The following is a 15,226-nucleotide window of genomic DNA, read 5'->3' as shown; positions in this document are numbered from 1 at the left end:
TGTGACTGGCCGATGCCGTTGTTACTTGGCGAGCAGTTTTTCGTGCACGTCGATGAGCTCCCGCGCCAGCATGGAGGTCATCAGGTGATCCTGGGCATGGACCAGTACCAGAGTCACCGGGATCTTGCCCTCGCCCTGGTCGCTCTCAATCAGCTGGGTCTGTACCAGGTGGGCGGCATTGAGGGCCTCGCGGGATTGGGTCATCAGCTGGCGAGCCGCCGCCATGTCACCCTCCTTGGCCTTCTTCAAGGCGCTATAGGCCAGGCTGCGTGCCTGCCCCGAGTTGATGATGAGCCCCATCACCACCTCTTCCATGTCATCGCACGTCGTAGTCTCTGCCTCTATGTTGTCCATATCGAACATCTCTTTATCCCCTTGATTACAGCTAGTTGATTGAAAGCGGTTTATTTGAATCTCACTTAATTGAAACCATGGTTGCGTGCCACCTCGGCGAACCAATAGCCGCTCTTCTTGATGGTGCGCACCTGGCTCGCCAGATCGAGCCTGACCAGGCCATATCGATTCTTGTAGGCGTTGAGCCAGGACCAGTTGTCGATGAAGGTCCAGAGGTGATAGCCACAGCAGGCACTGCCCTCTTGGGAGGCGCGATGCAGCCACTCGAGGTGACCGCGAATAAAGTCGATGCGATAATCATCTTCGACCCGTCCTTCGGGCCCGATGAAGCGCTCTTCCCCCTCGACACCCATGCCATTTTCCGAGATGTAGCAACGAGGATTGCCATAGCCCAGGCGCAGCTCGGTGAGAATGTCATAGACCCCTTTCTCGTAGATCTCCCAGCCCCGGTGCGGGTTCATCTTGCGTCCCGGCATCTCGTAGAAGTCGAACAGATCTTCGGGAGTGCGCGGCGCCCCCGAACAGGCTTGCTCCTTGGCCTTGACCCGCCGTGGCTGGTAATAGTTGATCCCCAGCCAATCCACTCGCCCGGCACCGAGTAGCGCCTTGTCACCGGCTTCCACCTCGGGCAGCAGATCGTGCTGGCGCAGCAGGGCAACCAGCTCCGGGTCATAACTTCCCTTGAGCGCCGGATCGAGGAAACTCTTGTTGAGCAACAAGTCGGCCCAGCGCGCAGCCTGGCGGTCTTCTGCCGTGTCGGAGCGAGGGTAGGTAGGGCTCAAATTGAGGATGATGCCGATCTCTCCGCAGGCGCCCGCATCACGAAAGGCCTTGACCGCCCCGGCATGGGCCAGGGCGGTGTGATAGGCCACCGTGACCGCGCGGCGAAAATCCACCACGCAGGGGTAGTGGAAGTGGCCGAGGTAACCGCACTCGACCGGCACTATGGGTTCATTGAAGGTAAACCAATGCTTGATCCGTGAGCCGAACAGTTCGAAGCACAAGCCGGCGTAGCGTACATAGGCGGCCACGACGTCCCGGCTCTCCCATCCTCCTCGCGCCTGCATGCACATGGGCATATCGAAGTGGTAGAGATTGATGAAGGGGGTTATCCCCTCGGCCAGCAAGCGGTCAAAGACGCTGTTGTAGAAGGCGACGGCTTGTTGATTGACCTCACCCGTTCCGTCCGGGATCAGTCGAGACCAGGAAATGGAGGTACGAAAACTGTTGTGATTCAGCTGTTTGAGTAATGCTATATCGGTTTCAAAACGATCATAGAAGGTCGAGGCTTGCGCCGGGCCTATGCCCTGATGAAAGCGCTCTGGCTCAATGGAGAACCAGTAGTCGAAGATGTTGTCGGATTTGCCATCCCGCCTCGATGCCCCTTCCATCTGGGGCGCCGAGCTGGCACTTCCCCACCAAAACTCATCCGGAAAGCGATACGTCATCTTATTCTCCTTCGGCTTGAAGAGGGAGGAGCCAGGCTCCTCCCGGGGTTGTCATCAGAATTTCAGGGCCAGCGCGATATCCTCTTCGCTCTCCTCTTTCTCTTCTTCGATAACGGCTTGGGCCTTGTTGGCTATCAGCACGAAGGGGACATACATCAGGGTCGCAACCCCCAGGTTGAATATCGCCAGCAGCGCGGCGGTGATGCTGCCGTTGGTGTTGAAGAAAGCCCCCAATCCCGCCGGCATGGTCCAGGGCGCCATGTTGGTGATGGGCGGGATAAAACCTGTGTGGTAGGCGAACAGGGTGATGGTCGCCAGCACCGGCTGCACCATCACGAAGGGGATGAGCAGCACGGGGTTCATGATGACCGGCAGACCAAACAAGATGGGCTCGTTGATCTGGAAGATACCGGCGGGCAGACCCAGCTTGGCAACCTGACGGTAGTCATCACGGCGCGAGACCATGAACACCGCAAGAATGAGGCCCAACGTGGCACCCGTACCGCCGAGGAAGATGTAGGAGTCGAGCATCGGCTTGGTCCAGACGTGGAATGCCTTGCCCGCGGCGATGGCCGCATCGACCGAGCCGTATTGGGTATAGAGCGCAACGTTTTCCAGGGTGAAGGGTACCAGGATGCCATTCTCCAGCGCCGACAGGGCCAGGGAGCCATGAACCCCGAAGAACCAGAGCAGCGGCGAGAAGAGCACATAGACCCAACCGACCAGACCGCCCATGTTGGACAGGGGGGTGGAGATGGTATCCATGATGATTTGGTGGAAGTTGCTGCCCTCTGTCTGGAGCAGGTAAGCGACTATCCCCATGATGGAGAGGATGATGAAGCCAGGGATCAGGGCAGAGAAGGAGCGAGCGACCGAGGTCGGTACGCTGTCAGGCAGACGGATCACCCAGTTGCGACGGATGATGAAGGCAAACATCTCAGCCGAGACGATACCGATGAGCATGCCGGAGATGATGTTGGCGCCACCCAGCCAGTTGGCTCCCACTGCGTAGGCATCACCGACGCTGAAGGGGGTGACCGTCATGAAGGCGGCGACCGAGAGCAGGCCCGCCGAGAGGGGGTCGACCTTGCGCTCTTCTGCCATGGCATGACCAATGAAGAAGGGGGCCATCAGGGACATGATCCCCAGGGTGCCGTTATAGACGCTGCCCCCTATGCTTTTGAAGCCATCCAGGGTGGCGATGGTGGCGGGATCGAGGCGCACCCCCATGGAGTAGAAGAAGGATCCTTCCCCAAAACTCAGGAAGACGTTGTTGATAAGGACGAACATGGCCCCGGCCAGGGTCAGGGGCATCAGTTTGATGAAGCCATTCTTGATGGCGTTGATATGAGGCTGCTTACCCAGCTTGACGGCAACGGGCAATATGGCCTTTTCCAGGGACGCGATGATAGTGCTCACGGTGTTCTCCTTACTGAGTGAGGCTTTTCTTGATGGATGCGACGGCGGCTTTGAGGACGCCTAACCCATCGACCTTGCCATAGAGCAGGGAGTCGATGACCTCGACCGGCTTGCCCGGCAGCAGTGTCTGGATCTCAGCCAGCATGTAGGCAATCTGTGGGCCCAGCAGCACCAGGTCGGCATCCTGCCCTTTTTCGGCGGCCAGGGTTTCCGGGTAGGCATCTATCTCCACGGGCACATCATATTTCTCAGCCTGCGCCTTCATCTTCGAGACCAGCAGTGACGTCGACATCCCGGCAGAGCAAAACAGGTAAATCCGTTTCTTTTCCATAACCACTACCTCACGATTAAAAACCAGTTGTATAGGGGGGGATGAAGCTGTCTCTTGCCGTCACATCAATTGTTAAGTAATCATCCCTCATTGACATCATTGTAATGACTTACAGATTCAACTGATATTTCGACCAGTTACAAAATAGTTCCATATTGACCTGTCACTTTGGTGTCGTTCACGATTTCAATGAATGAAAAGATAGGGTTCCAAATGGAGGGTTTTTTGGTGAAGGGTTATGATGTTAAATATGTTTTGATTTCATCAACTTACAAATTTATTGACGGTTTTTAACCATTCAGTGGTAACAACTATCAATAATATGTGGTGCTTCACAGTTTCGAGCGAATGGACTTATATTGATGTTGTCGCCTGATATGGCTTTTGGTGGCTGCTGAAAGTTATGTGCTGTTGTTGACCATGTAGCGGGAGCTTCATCTCCTGGCCGTGCCCGGGTTCAGAGGCATCTTGCATGCTTGTGCAACATCAAAAAGCCACCAAGGGGCCATCAGAGGTCGGCGCCAACCGCAGCATGCCTCCATTTCGGTCTGATGGTTGGAGCCTGACACTGCCTAGCCTGACGGCGCCGAGAAGCGTGGGCACCTCAAGTCTTTGGAGCGTCTCAACGAGGTGGATAAATTGGTTTCATGAATTAGCGCCACTCTGCAAGCGGCTATGGCCGCCATCCCTCGGCGCGCATAAAAAAAGCCCTTGGAACAAGGGCTTTGGGGTTGCTAAGAGCGGTGTCGGGCTCAGAGGGCGGCAACCGCCTCCTGCACCAGCTGGGCCAGCTCGTCCCATTTCTCCTCATTGATAAGCTTGGCGGGCACCATCCAGGTGCCACCGCAGGCGATCACAGAATCCAGCGCCAGGTAATCTTGCAGATTGGCTGGCGTCACGCCGCCGGTAGGCATGAAACGCACCGGGTAGACGGCGCCGAGGGCCTTGAGCATGGGGATGCCGCCGGACTGTTCGGCCGGGAAGAACTTGAGCTGGCGCAGGCCCATCTCCATGGCCTGCTCGACCAGGCTGGGGTTGTTGACCCCCGGGATGATGGCAATGCCCTTGTCCAGGCAGTACTGCACCGTGGTGGGGTTGAAGCCAGGGCTGACGATGAAATCTGCCCCGGCGTCGATGGCGGCATCGACCTGCTCGCGGGTGAGTACGGTACCGGCACCAATCAACAACTCAGGGTAGGCGGTGCGCATCTGGCGGATGGCCTCGGCGGCGGCCGGGGTACGGAACGTCACCTCGGCGGCGGGCAGGCCGTTCTCGACCAGCACGCGGGCGAGGGGGGCTGCCTGCTTGGCGTCTTGCAGGGCGATGACGGGGATCACTTTGAGGGTTTCGAGGCGGGCGATGAGATCAGACATGGTCGATTTCCTTACTCAGTGGCATGGGGACTGTGGCATGTGAGAGGGGGGGATGATGGCCCCCGGGTATTGAATGACCGCGGCGGCGAGGCGATGGCCGGCGTGGGCCGCCGCTGTGGTGTCGCTACCTTGCAGGCGCGCGGCCAGGTAGCCTGCGCTGAACGAGTCGCCAGCGGCCGTGGTATCGACGACAAGGGCCGGATCAAGCCGGGTGGCGGCGACCTCGCTGCGCTGCTGCGCCGTGACGATGAGGCAAGGCTCGGCGCCGCGCTTGATGACGATCTCGGCCACGCCCAGATCCTGGGTGCGCACTATGGTCTGCTCCAGGGAAGGATCTTCCCAGAGTGCGACTTCGTCGTCCTGGGTCAGCAGAGCGATGTCGGTCTGGGCCAGCATGGCGGCGTAGGCCGCTCTTGCCGTGTCCTGGTCGGCCCAGAGCCGGGGGCGGTAGTTGTTGTCAAATACCAGCCGGGCACCCTGGGCACGGGCCTTGGCAAGGGCCGTCATCAGACGCTGACGCGAGGCGGCGGGCAAGATGGCCAGGCTGATGCCGCTCAGGTAGATGAGCTCGCATTGGCCCAGCGCGGCGAGGATGGCGTCGGCCGGTTCGCGTTCCAGCCAATAGCGGGCGGCGGCGTCATTGCGCCAATAGGTAAAGGATCGCTCGCCGTTTGCCGCCGTGTCGATGAGATAGAGGCCGGGCGCCTTGTCAGCCAGGCGCTGCACCCAGTCGATGTTGACGCCTGCCGCTTGCCAGGCCGCCAGCATCTGGCTGCTGAGCCCATCTTGCCCGAGTGCCGTGACATAACGCACCTGCAGCGCCTGACTGCCGAGGGGCTGATCCTCTGACGGTTGACCCAGGCGAGCAAGGTAGAGGGCTGTGTTGAGGGTGTCTCCGCCAAAGCCCTGTGCCAGCAGGCCCTGCGCGGCGCGGCGCAGCTCCACCATGCATTCGCCGATCACGGCTATCTGTCGGGTCATGGTCATGACTCCTTGCAAAAGTTAGGGAGTGCTCGTCAAGGGATGTCGCCACATGCGATACATGGTGTGACAGTTGACGAACAGGAAAGTGGTTTCGATCAGGCTGCCGCCGATGGAGCCTATCAAGATGTTGTGGCTGGTCCAGCACAGGCCACCGACCAGCATGCACAGCCGCAGGGCGATGCCGTGGGCGCGAAACAGCCCCCAGGTGCCTATGGTGGTGCCTATGATGGGCAGCCACTGCACCGTCTCTGTGATCCTGGGAATGCCCAGCACCCAGACCAGTACCAGGAAGAACAGCATCACCCAGGGGCTGCGGGTGCGCCCCGAGGCGATGGTGCGACCACAGCTGAGCCCCGCGCTGAGCGCCGCCGTGCTCGCCCCCATGAGGGCGAAGTGGAAGGCGATCGCGGCTTGGTAGAGGCACAGCCTCAGTCGAAAGCGTTTGTCGTCCCGCTGCAGGAAGGCACTCACCCCGACCAGCATGGCGGCAAGGCCGATGCCTTGCGCCAGGGGTTGCTGCTGGAACAGGGTCCAGAGCGGGGCCAGCCAGCCGAGCTCGGCCGTCACAGGGTGACTCCGCTCTTGAAGATGGCCAGCTCCCGGAAGTCGTTGCGCTCATTGCAGGTCGGCTTGCCGTTCGCTATCTCGACGATGAGATCGACGAACTGGCCGAGCAGGCTGTTCATGGGCGTGCCCTCTATCAGGGTGCCGGCATTGAAGTCGATCCAGTGCGGCTTGCGCCTGGCCAGATCGCTGTTGGTGGCGAGCTTGACCGTGGGGGCCGGGCCGCCATAGGGGGTACCACGGCCCGTGCTGAACAGCACCATGTGGCAGCCGGCACCGGTCAGGGCGCTGGTGGCCACGGCATCGTTGCCGGGGGCGCTGAGCAGGTTCAGGCCGGGGCGCTGCAGACGGGCGCCGTAGGGCAGGACATCCACCACCTGGCTCTGGCCCGCCTTCTGGGTGCAGCCGAGGGATTTCTCCTCCAGGGTCGAGATGCCACCCGCCTTGTTGCCGGGGGAGGGGTTCTCGTAGATGGGCTGGTGGTGGTCGATGAAGTACTGCTTGAACTCATTGACCATCAGCACCGTCTTGTCGAAGGTCAGCTCATCCTGGCAGCGGGACATCAGGATGCGCTCGGCGCCGAACATCTCGGGCACCTCGGTCAGCACCGAGGTGCCGCCGTGCTGGATCACATAATCGGAGAAACAGCCGAGCAGCGGGTTGGCCGTGATGCCGGACAGGCCATCGGATCCGCCGCACTCCAGGCCGAACTTGAGCTCGCCCAGACGCCCCGGCTGGCGCTGGTCCTCTTTCATGCGGGCGAGTAGCTCGGTGAGCAGCCCCACCCCATGTTCCACCTCGTCATCTTGCTGCTGGCACACCATGAAACGCACCCGGGACTCGTCGAAGTCGCCAAGCGTCTCCCTGAAGGCGGCTATCTGGTTGTTCTCGCAGCCCAGGCCCACAACCAGCACGCCCCCCGAGTTGGGGTGGTGTACCAGGTTTTGCAGCAGGGTACGGGTGTTGAGGTGATCCTGGCCGAGCTGGGAGCAGCCGTACTGGTGGCTGAACAGGTGCACGCCATCGATGGCTTGGAGATCGGCGTCTCGCTCTATCTGCTGTTTCATCTGTTTGGCCAGGGCATTGACGCAACCCACAGTCGGCAATATCCACAGCTCGTTGCGAATGCCGACCTGGCCATCCTGGCGGCGGTAGATCTGGATCTCCCTGTCCGGCAGCGTCGTGCTGACCTCGGCCAGCTCAGGCTGATAGCTGTACTCGTCCAGATCGTTGAGGTTGGTGGCCAGATTGTGGTGATGGATATGCTCACCGGGCGCGATGGCGGCGGTGGCATGACCGATGGGCAGACCGTACTTGATGATCTGCTCTCCCTGGGCGAGGGGGACCAGCGCGATTTTATGGCCACGGGCGAGGGGCAGCCCCAGCGTGAGGGTGATGCCTTGATGCTCGATGACCTCGCCGGCAGCGAGGTCGCGCAGGCTGACCAGCACATTGTCAGCGGGGTGAATACGGATAACGGCTTGCATCATGGTTCCTCAGCAGCAGGTGGCCAGCGCCGTGCGCAGCCCCCGCTCACGAATGGAGGTCAGGCAGTGATCGACGCGTTCGACCAGACCCGGAATATCGCACAGGGACTGACCCCAGTGCTCGGCGTTGGCGAGGATCTCGCACACCAGCTCGCGCTGGGCCAGTTCGCCGCGCTCGACTGCGGGCCAGAGACGGGCGTAGGCATCGAGCCAGGGTTGATCGTCTTGCAGCTGATAGGGCTGACCCTCACGCTCGCCGCGATAAAACGCCAGCAGGGCCGCCAATGCGAAGCTCAGGCGCGGCGGCAAGCCCCCTTGTTGCTGGTAGCGCAGCAGTTGCGGCAGCAGACGGGTGCGGAATTTGGTCATGCCGTTGAGGGCGATGGCGAGCAGCTGATGCTTGATGAAGGGGTTGCGAAAACGGCTCTGTACGTCACGGGCAAAGGAGAGCAGCTCATCCTTGGGCAAGTCGAGGGTGGGCACTATCTCGTCGCTCATGATGCGCAGCACGAATTCGCCGACCTGCTCATCGGCCATGGCGTCACCGACCGTATCCAGACCGGCCAGAAAGGCGACCGGCACCAGGGCGGTGTGGGCACCGTTGAGGATGGCGACCTTGCGCTCCTTGTAGGGCTTGATGTCGGAGACGATGCGGATATTGAGGGCATGCTCGGCGGGCATCTGGTCGAGGCAGAGGGCTTGCTCGAGCCAGGCTGGTCCCTGGATCACCAGCAGATAGAAGTGCTCTGCGGTGACCACGAACTGATCCTGATAGCCGAACTGCGCCTGCAGCTCGGCATGCTCGTCCCGGGGGAAGCCGGTGACGATACGATCGACCAGGGTGGAGCAGAAGGTGTTGTGCTCGCGCAGCCAGGTCTGGAAGGCGGCGGGCAGCTGCCACTTTGCGGCGTAGCGCAGCACCAACTCGCGCAGGGCCTCGCCGTTGTAGTCGATCAGCTCGCAGGGCAGCAACACCCAGCCCTTGTCGGCGGCGCCATTGAAGTGGGTGAACCGCTCGAACAAGAGGCGAGTCAGTTTGGCCGGGAAGCTGACCGGTGGCGCATCGCTGAGCTGGTCGGCCTCGTGGTAACTGATGCCCGCTTCGGTGGTATTGGAGAAGAGGAAGCGGATATCGGGGTTGCGCGCCAGGGCCAGCACCTCGTCGAACTGGCGATAACAGTTGAGTTCGCGGTTGACGCTGCGGATCAGCCGCTGGGTGCTGATCGCGTCACCCGACTCGTCCAGGCCGCGAATGACGGTGGTGTAGAGGCCACCCTGGGTGCTGAGGCTGGGCGGAAAATCGCTGTCGATGGGACGCACTATCACCACGCCAGCATCGAGGCGGGTGTGTTCATTGAGCAGATCCAGCTGCCAGTCGATGAAGGCGCGCAGGAAGTTTCCTTCGCCAAACTGGATCACGCGGTCCGGATACTGGGCCCCCGGAAAGGCGTCACGATTCAGGCGTTGCATCTTGTTGTCATTCCTCATGGGGGAGCGGGCTCCCCGGTTGGGTGGTATGAGTGCGGCACGGTTTGACTCGGATGGGTGCCGGCTGGCGGCAAGGGATCCCTCACCGCCTGTTGTGGGGTCAGTTCAACTCGATGGCGAAGTAGTCCCGCGCGTTGTTGAAGCAGATGTTCTCGACCATGGCGCCGAGCAGGGCCAGATCGGCCGGTGCCTCGCCCTCGGCGACCCAGCGACCTACCATGCGGCACAGGATGCGGCGGAAATATTCGTGGCGGGTATAGGAGAGGAAGCTGCGGCTGTCGGTCAGCATGCCGACGAAGCGGCTGAGCAGACCAAGCTGGGCGAGCTGGGTCAGCTGGCGCTCCATGCCATCCTTCTGATCGTTGAACCACCAGCCGGAGCCGAACTGCATCTTGCCGGGGATGTTGCCACCCTGGAAGTTGCCGATCATGGTACCAAGCACCTCGTTGTCCCGTGGGTTCAGGCAGTAGAGAATGGTCTTGGGCAGCAGATCCTGACGGTCCTGGGCATCGAGCAACTGCGACAGCGCCCGGGCCATGGGGGCGTCATTGATGGAGTCAAAACCGGTGTCCGGCCCCAGGCTCAGCAAGCGGCGACTGTTGTTATTGCGCAGGGCACCGATGTGGTACTGCTGCACCCAGTCCCGCCGCTTGTACTCCCCGGCCAGATAGATAAGCACGGCGGTCTTGAAGGCCGCCACATCGGTCAGCGTCAGAGTCTCGCCCCGCAGACGGCGGGCCAGCATGGCATCGAGTTCGGCCTCGCTGGCCTGCCCGAACAGCACCTCATCCAGGGCGTGGTCGGCTATCTTGCAGCCGTGGGCGGCGAAGTGGTCCAGGCGCACTCCCAGGGCCCGGGTGAGGTCGGCAAAGCGGCGGATCTCGACATCGCTCACCTCGCCAAGCCGGGCCAGATAGTCGAGGAAACCGTCGGCCTCTATGTTGAAGGCCTTGTCCGGACGCCAGCTCGGCAGCACCTTGATGTCGAAGCTGCTGTCGGCGGCGACAGTGGCGTGATGGCGCAGGTCGTCGACGGGGTCATCCGTGGTGCCCACCATCTTGACGTTCATCTGCCCCATGATGCCGCGGGCCGAGAATTCGGGTTGGGCCAGCTTGTCGTTGCAAAAATCCCACACTTCCCGCGCCGTTTGCGGCCCCAGCAGGGTGCCGGTCAGACCGAAGGGCCGTTTGAGCTCTAGGTGGGTCCAGTGGTAGAGGGGGTTGCCTATGGTCTGGGGCACTGTGCCGGCCCAGGCCTGGAACTTGGCATAGTCATCGGCATCGCCGGTGCAGAAGCGCTCGTCGACCCCGTTGGAGCGCATGGCCCGCCACTTGTAATGATCGCCCTTGAGCCAGATCTCGTACAGGTTCGCGAAGCGGTGGTCTTCGGCAATCAGGGCCGGGGGCAGGTGGCAGTGATAATCGAAGATCGGCTGTCCGGCGGCGAAGCCGTGATAAAGCTGGCGAGAGAATTCGGTATCCAGCAGAAAGTCATCTGTCATGAAGGCGGTCATTCGGCTTGCTCCGTACGAGGGATCTCGATGAATGGAATAGTTGTTGGACCAATTATTCGCCTTGCCAGACATCTCGTCTAGTCACCTTGACGTAAAAATACCAGCCAGGTCACAAAATAATCCTATTCAGGTAAAAAGGGGGCTTATTGAGGCTTCTTTTACGATGAAGCCTCACCAAAGTTGTGATATTGCGCGATATTCGGAGTCATTCTTTCCCTTTTTGTCTTCCTGTGGGCTCAAAATGTGACCCGTGTTGGGTTTATGACAGCGAAATTGTGAGGTCTTCATTTTTTGTGATGGTTCTCAATATTCATAGATGTTCTACCAATTACAGTTGGCCACACAAAGATGTAGGACATTAAGACTGACTCCTCAGGGAAGAGGTCTAGCAGATAACAACACACACACTTGAGGTCCCGCTCCAATGAAAATGAAAACACTCGCCGCCGCTATCCTGATGGCCGCTCCGCTGACCCTGGCCGCCTTCTCTTCCTATGCCATGGACAAGGTCACTCTGAAGCTGGCGCACAACCTGGATACCAATCATGTGGTGCATCAGGCCCTGGCCCAGATGGCCAAGGAGATCAGCACCGCCTCCGACGGCAAGATGAAGCTGCGCATCTATCCGGGTGGCCAGATGGGCGGCCCGCGTGAAACCTTGGAGCTGCTGCAAAATGGTGCCCTCGACATGACCAAGGCCAGCGCCAGCGAGATGGAGCCCTTCTCCCCAGCCTTCTCCATCTTCAGCCTGCCTTACCTGTTCAAGGATCAGGCCCATTTCAACAAGGTGATTTATGGCCCGGTTGGCCATGCCATGATGGCTGAGACCCGGGACAAGGGCTTCGTCTCCATCGCCGCTTATGTGGCCGGGACGCGCAGCTTCTACGCCAACAAGCCGATCCACACCCCGGCTGACATGAAAGGCATGAAGATCCGGGTCGTCGCCACGCCGACCACCATCAAGCTGATCGAGCTGCTTGGCGCCGCCCCGGCCCCGATCCCGTTCGGTGAGGTCTATACCGCGCTCCAGCAAGGGGTGATAGATGGTGCCGAGAACAACGAACCTTCCTATGTGCAGACCCGTCACGTCGAGGTCGCCAAGTTCTATGCCGAAGATCAACACACCTCGGTACCGGACTTCCTGGTGATCTCCACCAAGGTGTGGGACAAGCTCTCCGACGAGCAGAAACAGATATTGGAAGCGGCGGCCAAGCACTCCGAAACCTATGAGCAGGAGCTGTGGGACAAGGAAGTGGCGGCATCGCGCAAGCAGGCAACCGAGGCGGGCGCCACCTTTATCAAGGTCGACAAGGAGGCCTTCCGCACGGCGCTGGCTCCCCTGTATGACGATTTCCGCAAGGATCCGGTGCGCGGCGAGTGGCTCAGCAAGATCGAGAACGAAGCCGCTCAGTAAACTATTAGGGGAGGGCGGTCCTGGCTGCCCTCCCGGGAGAATTGCAATGCGTCTTGAAAAGTTCAAGCGACCGATCGACAGGTTGCTCGCCGGGTTCACCGTGGCCGTGATGGCCATGCTGGTGGTCTGCGTGGTCTGGCAGGTATTCAGCCGTTATGTGCTGTCCCAGCCCAGCACCATGACCGATGAAATCGCCCGTTTCAGCATGATTTGGGTGGGATTGCTGGGTGCAGCCTATGCCACCGGCAAGCGCCGCCATCTCAGCATCGACCTGTTTGTCTCCAATTTGAAAGGTGCCCCCAAGCTCATCAATCAGCTGTTCGTTGATTTTTGCGTACTGCTGTTTGCCGGCAGCACTATGGTATGGGGCGGTCTCACCCTGGTGACCAAGGTCTACAGCACGGGCCAGGTCTCTCCGGCCATGCAGTTGCCGATGGCCTATGTCTATATGGTGTTGCCGCTGAGCGGTCTCATCATCAGCTATTACTGCGTGCTCTACATATTGGAGACCCTGCTCGACAGCCTGGCTCCTAGCCCCGATCTTGCCCCCTCAGAGGAGAACATCTGATGGATTGGACCATAGCTCTGGTCATGTTCGGCTCCTTCTTCGTGCTGGTGTTTGCGGGCGTGCCCATCTCTTTCTCCATCGGTCTGGCAACCCTGGCCTCCGGCCTGATGATGCTGCCGCTGGAGACCATACTGGCGGTGATCGGCCAGAAGATGGCGACCGGCCTCGACAGCTTCTCCCTGCTGGCGATCCCCTTCTTCATCCTGGCGGGCACTCTGATGAACTGCGGCGGTATCGCCCAGCGTCTCATCAACTTTTCCCAGGTGCTGGTGGGCCGCATGCCGGGCTCCCTTGGTCACGTCAACGTCATGGCCAACATGCTGTTTGGCTCCATTTCCGGCTCTGCGGTGGCAGCCGCGGCAGCGGTGGGCGGCACTATGGCGCCCATGCAGAAGAAGGCAGGCTATGATCCGGCTTACTCTGCCGCCATCAACGTCACCTCCTGCATCTCCGGCCTGTTGATCCCCCCCTCCAACGTGTTGATCATCTATGCCCTGACCGCTGGCGGCATCTCGGTGGCGACCCTGTTCATGGCGGGCTATGTGCCTGGCATCCTGATGGGGGTCAGCATCATGGTGGTGGGCACCATCATCGCCAAGCGCCGTGGTTACCCTATTGCCGAACGACCTTCATTTGCCATGGTGATGCGCGCCTTCTGGGATGCCATCCCCAGCCTGCTGCTGGTCGTGGTGGTCATGGGCGGCATACTCGGCGGCATCTTCACCGCCACCGAGGCCTCTGCCATCGCCGTGGTTTATACCTTTGTGCTGTCGGTGATCATCTACCGCGAGGTCAAGCTCAAGGACTTGCCAGGCATCATGCTCGACTCCGTCATCACCACGGCCATAGTGTTGCTGCTGATTGGCATCTCGGTGGGCATGTCCTGGGCCATGACCAATGCCGACATCCCGTACACCATCAGCGACGCCTTGATGAATGTGTCTGATAACCCGCTGGTTATCCTGCTCATCATCAACGTGATACTGCTGATCGTCGGTGTCTTCATGGACATGACCCCGGCGGTGCTGATCTTCACCCCCATTTTCCTGCCGATCGTCACGGAATTGGGCATGGATCCGGTGCATTTTGGCATCATGATGATCTTCAACCTCTGCATTGGCCTCTGCACGCCACCGGTCGGCAGTGCGCTGTTCGTTGGTTGTTCGGTCTCGGGCGTCAAGTTGCAAGCCCTCATCAAGCCGATGCTGCCCTTCTTCTTCGTGCTGCTGCTGAGTCTGATGGCGGTGACCTATATACCGTCGCTTAGCCTCTTCTTGCCGGGCCTGTTCGGCATGCATTGATAAGTGCGCGGAACAGGTGAGCCTCTGGCTCATCTGTTCATTTTGAGTTAAATTGGTATAACAAGTTATCGCGCCGAGCACCATGCCGGGCGCTTGCAGCAGAGAGGCCAAGGTGTGAGTGACATGAATGTGGATGTCTTCGAGTCAAAACGGCTCTATCAGAAAGTCGCCGCCGAGTTGAAACAACGGATTGCCAGTCAGCGCTACAAGGTCGGTGAACGCCTGCCCGCGGAGCGACTCATCGCCGAGGAGATGGAGGTGAGCCGCACCGTGGTGCGCGAAGCCATCATCATGCTGGAAGTCGAAGGGCTGGTTGCGGTGCAAAAAGGCTCTGGCATCCATGTCATCGCCCGGGAGAGTCAGAGCGCCGAGCCTGCGCCGACCCTGGACGATGCCCTGCTGACCGCAGGTCCGTTCGAGCTGCTGCAGGCGCGCCAGTTGCTGGAGAGCAACATCGCCGAATTTGCCGCGACCCAGGTGACCAAGCAGGACATCATGGAGCTGCTCAAGATCCAGGCCCTTGCCCGCAATGAAGACAGGGCCCGCGACTCTGAATGGGACAAGCAGTTCCACATTCAGGTGGCCAAGGCGACGCAAAACTCGGTGCTGGTGATCCTGACCGAGCAGCTCTGGTTGCACCGCGAACGCAACCCCTACTGGCGCAAGCTGCATGAGCATATCGACGACAAGGCCATCGCCAGCTGGTGTGACGATCACGATCAGATCCTCAAGGCCTTGATGCGAAAAGATCCCCAGGCCGCCAAGCTCGCCATGTGGCAGCACCTGGAGAACACCAAGCAGATGTTGTTCCAGGCCACCACTTTTGATGATGAGATGAACGATGATCGCTATCTTTTCTCCGAAAATCCCGTGGTGCACCTAGTGATGAACGAGGTGGTCAACGAGTAACAACAGACGAGAGGTTGTGAACGACAGTCAACGAGAAACCCCGCCAGCTTGCTCGCGGGGTTTTTTATGTCAG

At 60.1% G+C, this 15,226-nt stretch carries 14 protein-coding genes; 4 read left to right on the top strand and 10 right to left on the bottom strand.

Annotation, left to right across the window (positions count from 1 at the left end):
• Positions 1–21 precede the first annotated feature (21 nt).
• The 10 genes from chbA to uxaC form a co-directional block, all read right to left on the bottom strand.
• Positions 22–363, bottom strand: a complete 342-nt coding sequence (gene chbA, locus ACSMDR_RS05645) for a PTS N,N'-diacetylchitobiose transporter subunit IIA (protein ID WP_436467557.1) — start codon at positions 361–363, stop codon at positions 22–24.
• A 56-nt stretch (positions 364–419) separates the two neighbouring features.
• Positions 420–1,802, bottom strand: coding sequence for a glycoside hydrolase family 1 protein (locus tag ACSMDR_RS05640; protein ID WP_436467556.1), 1,383 nt, complete (start codon positions 1,800–1,802; stop codon positions 420–422).
• 54 nt (positions 1,803–1,856) lie between these two features.
• Positions 1,857–3,221, bottom strand: coding sequence for a PTS N,N'-diacetylchitobiose transporter subunit IIC (chbC, locus tag ACSMDR_RS05635; RefSeq protein ID WP_436467555.1), 1,365 nt, complete (start codon positions 3,219–3,221; stop codon positions 1,857–1,859).
• Between the two features lie 10 nt (positions 3,222–3,231).
• Positions 3,232–3,552: a PTS sugar transporter subunit IIB gene (locus ACSMDR_RS05630; protein WP_436467554.1), complete on the bottom strand. Its 321-nt coding sequence runs from the start codon at positions 3,550–3,552 to the stop codon at positions 3,232–3,234.
• A gap of 752 nt (positions 3,553–4,304) precedes the next feature.
• Entirely contained in the window at positions 4,305–4,925 is a 621-nt protein-coding gene (locus tag ACSMDR_RS05625; protein ID WP_436467553.1) for a bifunctional 4-hydroxy-2-oxoglutarate aldolase/2-dehydro-3-deoxy-phosphogluconate aldolase, read from the bottom strand.
• Positions 4,926–4,940: 15 nt separating this feature from the next.
• Entirely contained in the window at positions 4,941–5,906 is a 966-nt protein-coding gene (gene kdgK, locus ACSMDR_RS05620; RefSeq protein WP_436467552.1) for a 2-dehydro-3-deoxygluconokinase, read from the bottom strand.
• 21 nt (positions 5,907–5,927) lie between these two features.
• On the bottom strand, positions 5,928–6,476 hold the full coding sequence (locus ACSMDR_RS05615) for a YgjV family protein (RefSeq protein WP_436467551.1): 549 nt from the start codon (positions 6,474–6,476) through the stop codon (positions 5,928–5,930).
• On the bottom strand, positions 6,473–7,963 hold the full coding sequence (locus ACSMDR_RS05610; protein WP_436467550.1) for a UxaA family hydrolase: 1,491 nt from the start codon (positions 7,961–7,963) through the stop codon (positions 6,473–6,475). The genes ACSMDR_RS05615 and ACSMDR_RS05610 overlap by 4 nt, the downstream gene beginning before the upstream one ends.
• 6 nt (positions 7,964–7,969) lie before the next feature.
• Complete coding sequence (locus ACSMDR_RS05605) at positions 7,970–9,430, bottom strand: tagaturonate reductase (protein ID WP_436467549.1); 1,461 nt, start codon at positions 9,428–9,430, stop codon at positions 7,970–7,972.
• Positions 9,431–9,548: 118 nt separating this feature from the next.
• Positions 9,549–10,961, bottom strand: a complete 1,413-nt coding sequence (uxaC, locus tag ACSMDR_RS05600) for a glucuronate isomerase (protein ID WP_436467548.1) — start codon at positions 10,959–10,961, stop codon at positions 9,549–9,551.
• Between the two features lie 424 nt (positions 10,962–11,385).
• Between uxaC and ACSMDR_RS05595 the strand changes: the two genes are divergently transcribed.
• From ACSMDR_RS05595 to exuR, 4 genes are all read left to right on the top strand, one after another.
• Positions 11,386–12,375 (top strand): TRAP transporter substrate-binding protein, encoded by a 990-nt coding sequence (locus tag ACSMDR_RS05595; protein ID WP_436467547.1) that lies wholly within the window; start codon positions 11,386–11,388, stop codon positions 12,373–12,375.
• Between the two features lie 46 nt (positions 12,376–12,421).
• A complete protein-coding gene (locus ACSMDR_RS05590; protein WP_005904898.1) occupies positions 12,422–12,943 on the top strand; it encodes a TRAP transporter small permease in 522 nt (173 codons plus the stop codon).
• The gene (locus tag ACSMDR_RS05585; RefSeq protein ID WP_005904896.1) at positions 12,943–14,244 is read left to right on the top strand and encodes a TRAP transporter large permease; all 1,302 of its coding nucleotides are present in this window, start codon (positions 12,943–12,945) and stop codon (positions 14,242–14,244) included. The genes ACSMDR_RS05590 and ACSMDR_RS05585 overlap by 1 nt, the downstream gene beginning before the upstream one ends.
• A gap of 123 nt (positions 14,245–14,367) precedes the next feature.
• Positions 14,368–15,153, top strand: coding sequence for a transcriptional regulator ExuR (exuR, locus tag ACSMDR_RS05580; RefSeq protein WP_436468201.1), 786 nt, complete (start codon positions 14,368–14,370; stop codon positions 15,151–15,153).
• The last annotated feature ends 73 nt before the right edge of the window (positions 15,154–15,226 follow it).

Source organism: Aeromonas molluscorum (assembly GCF_051376105.1).
GTDB lineage: Bacteria > Pseudomonadota > Gammaproteobacteria > Enterobacterales > Aeromonadaceae > Aeromonas > Aeromonas molluscorum.
This window is presented reverse-complemented; position numbering and strand designations above follow the sequence as displayed.

Excerpts from the sequence above, each read along its gene's own strand:
- chbA (WP_436467557.1), bottom strand. The coding sequence starts at position 363 with ATGTTCGATATGGACAACATAGAGGCAGAGACTACGACGTGCGATGAC.
- ACSMDR_RS05640 (WP_436467556.1), bottom strand. The coding sequence starts at position 1,802 with ATGACGTATCGCTTTCCGGATGAGTTTTGGTGGGGAAGTGCCAGCTCG.
- ACSMDR_RS05630 (WP_436467554.1), bottom strand. The coding sequence starts at position 3,552 with ATGGAAAAGAAACGGATTTACCTGTTTTGCTCTGCCGGGATGTCGACG.
- ACSMDR_RS05625 (WP_436467553.1), bottom strand. The coding sequence starts at position 4,925 with ATGTCTGATCTCATCGCCCGCCTCGAAACCCTCAAAGTGATCCCCGTC.
- kdgK (WP_436467552.1), bottom strand. The coding sequence starts at position 5,906 with ATGACCCGACAGATAGCCGTGATCGGCGAATGCATGGTGGAGCTGCGC.
- ACSMDR_RS05610 (WP_436467550.1), bottom strand. The coding sequence starts at position 7,963 with ATGATGCAAGCCGTTATCCGTATTCACCCCGCTGACAATGTGCTGGTC.
- ACSMDR_RS05605 (WP_436467549.1), bottom strand. The coding sequence starts at position 9,430 with ATGCAACGCCTGAATCGTGACGCCTTTCCGGGGGCCCAGTATCCGGAC.
- uxaC (WP_436467548.1), bottom strand. The coding sequence starts at position 10,961 with ATGACCGCCTTCATGACAGATGACTTTCTGCTGGATACCGAATTCTCT.
- ACSMDR_RS05595 (WP_436467547.1), top strand. The coding sequence starts at position 11,386 with ATGAAAATGAAAACACTCGCCGCCGCTATCCTGATGGCCGCTCCGCTG.
- ACSMDR_RS05590 (WP_005904898.1), top strand. The coding sequence starts at position 12,422 with ATGCGTCTTGAAAAGTTCAAGCGACCGATCGACAGGTTGCTCGCCGGG.
- ACSMDR_RS05585 (WP_005904896.1), top strand. The coding sequence starts at position 12,943 with ATGGATTGGACCATAGCTCTGGTCATGTTCGGCTCCTTCTTCGTGCTG.
- exuR (WP_436468201.1), top strand. The coding sequence starts at position 14,368 with ATGAATGTGGATGTCTTCGAGTCAAAACGGCTCTATCAGAAAGTCGCC.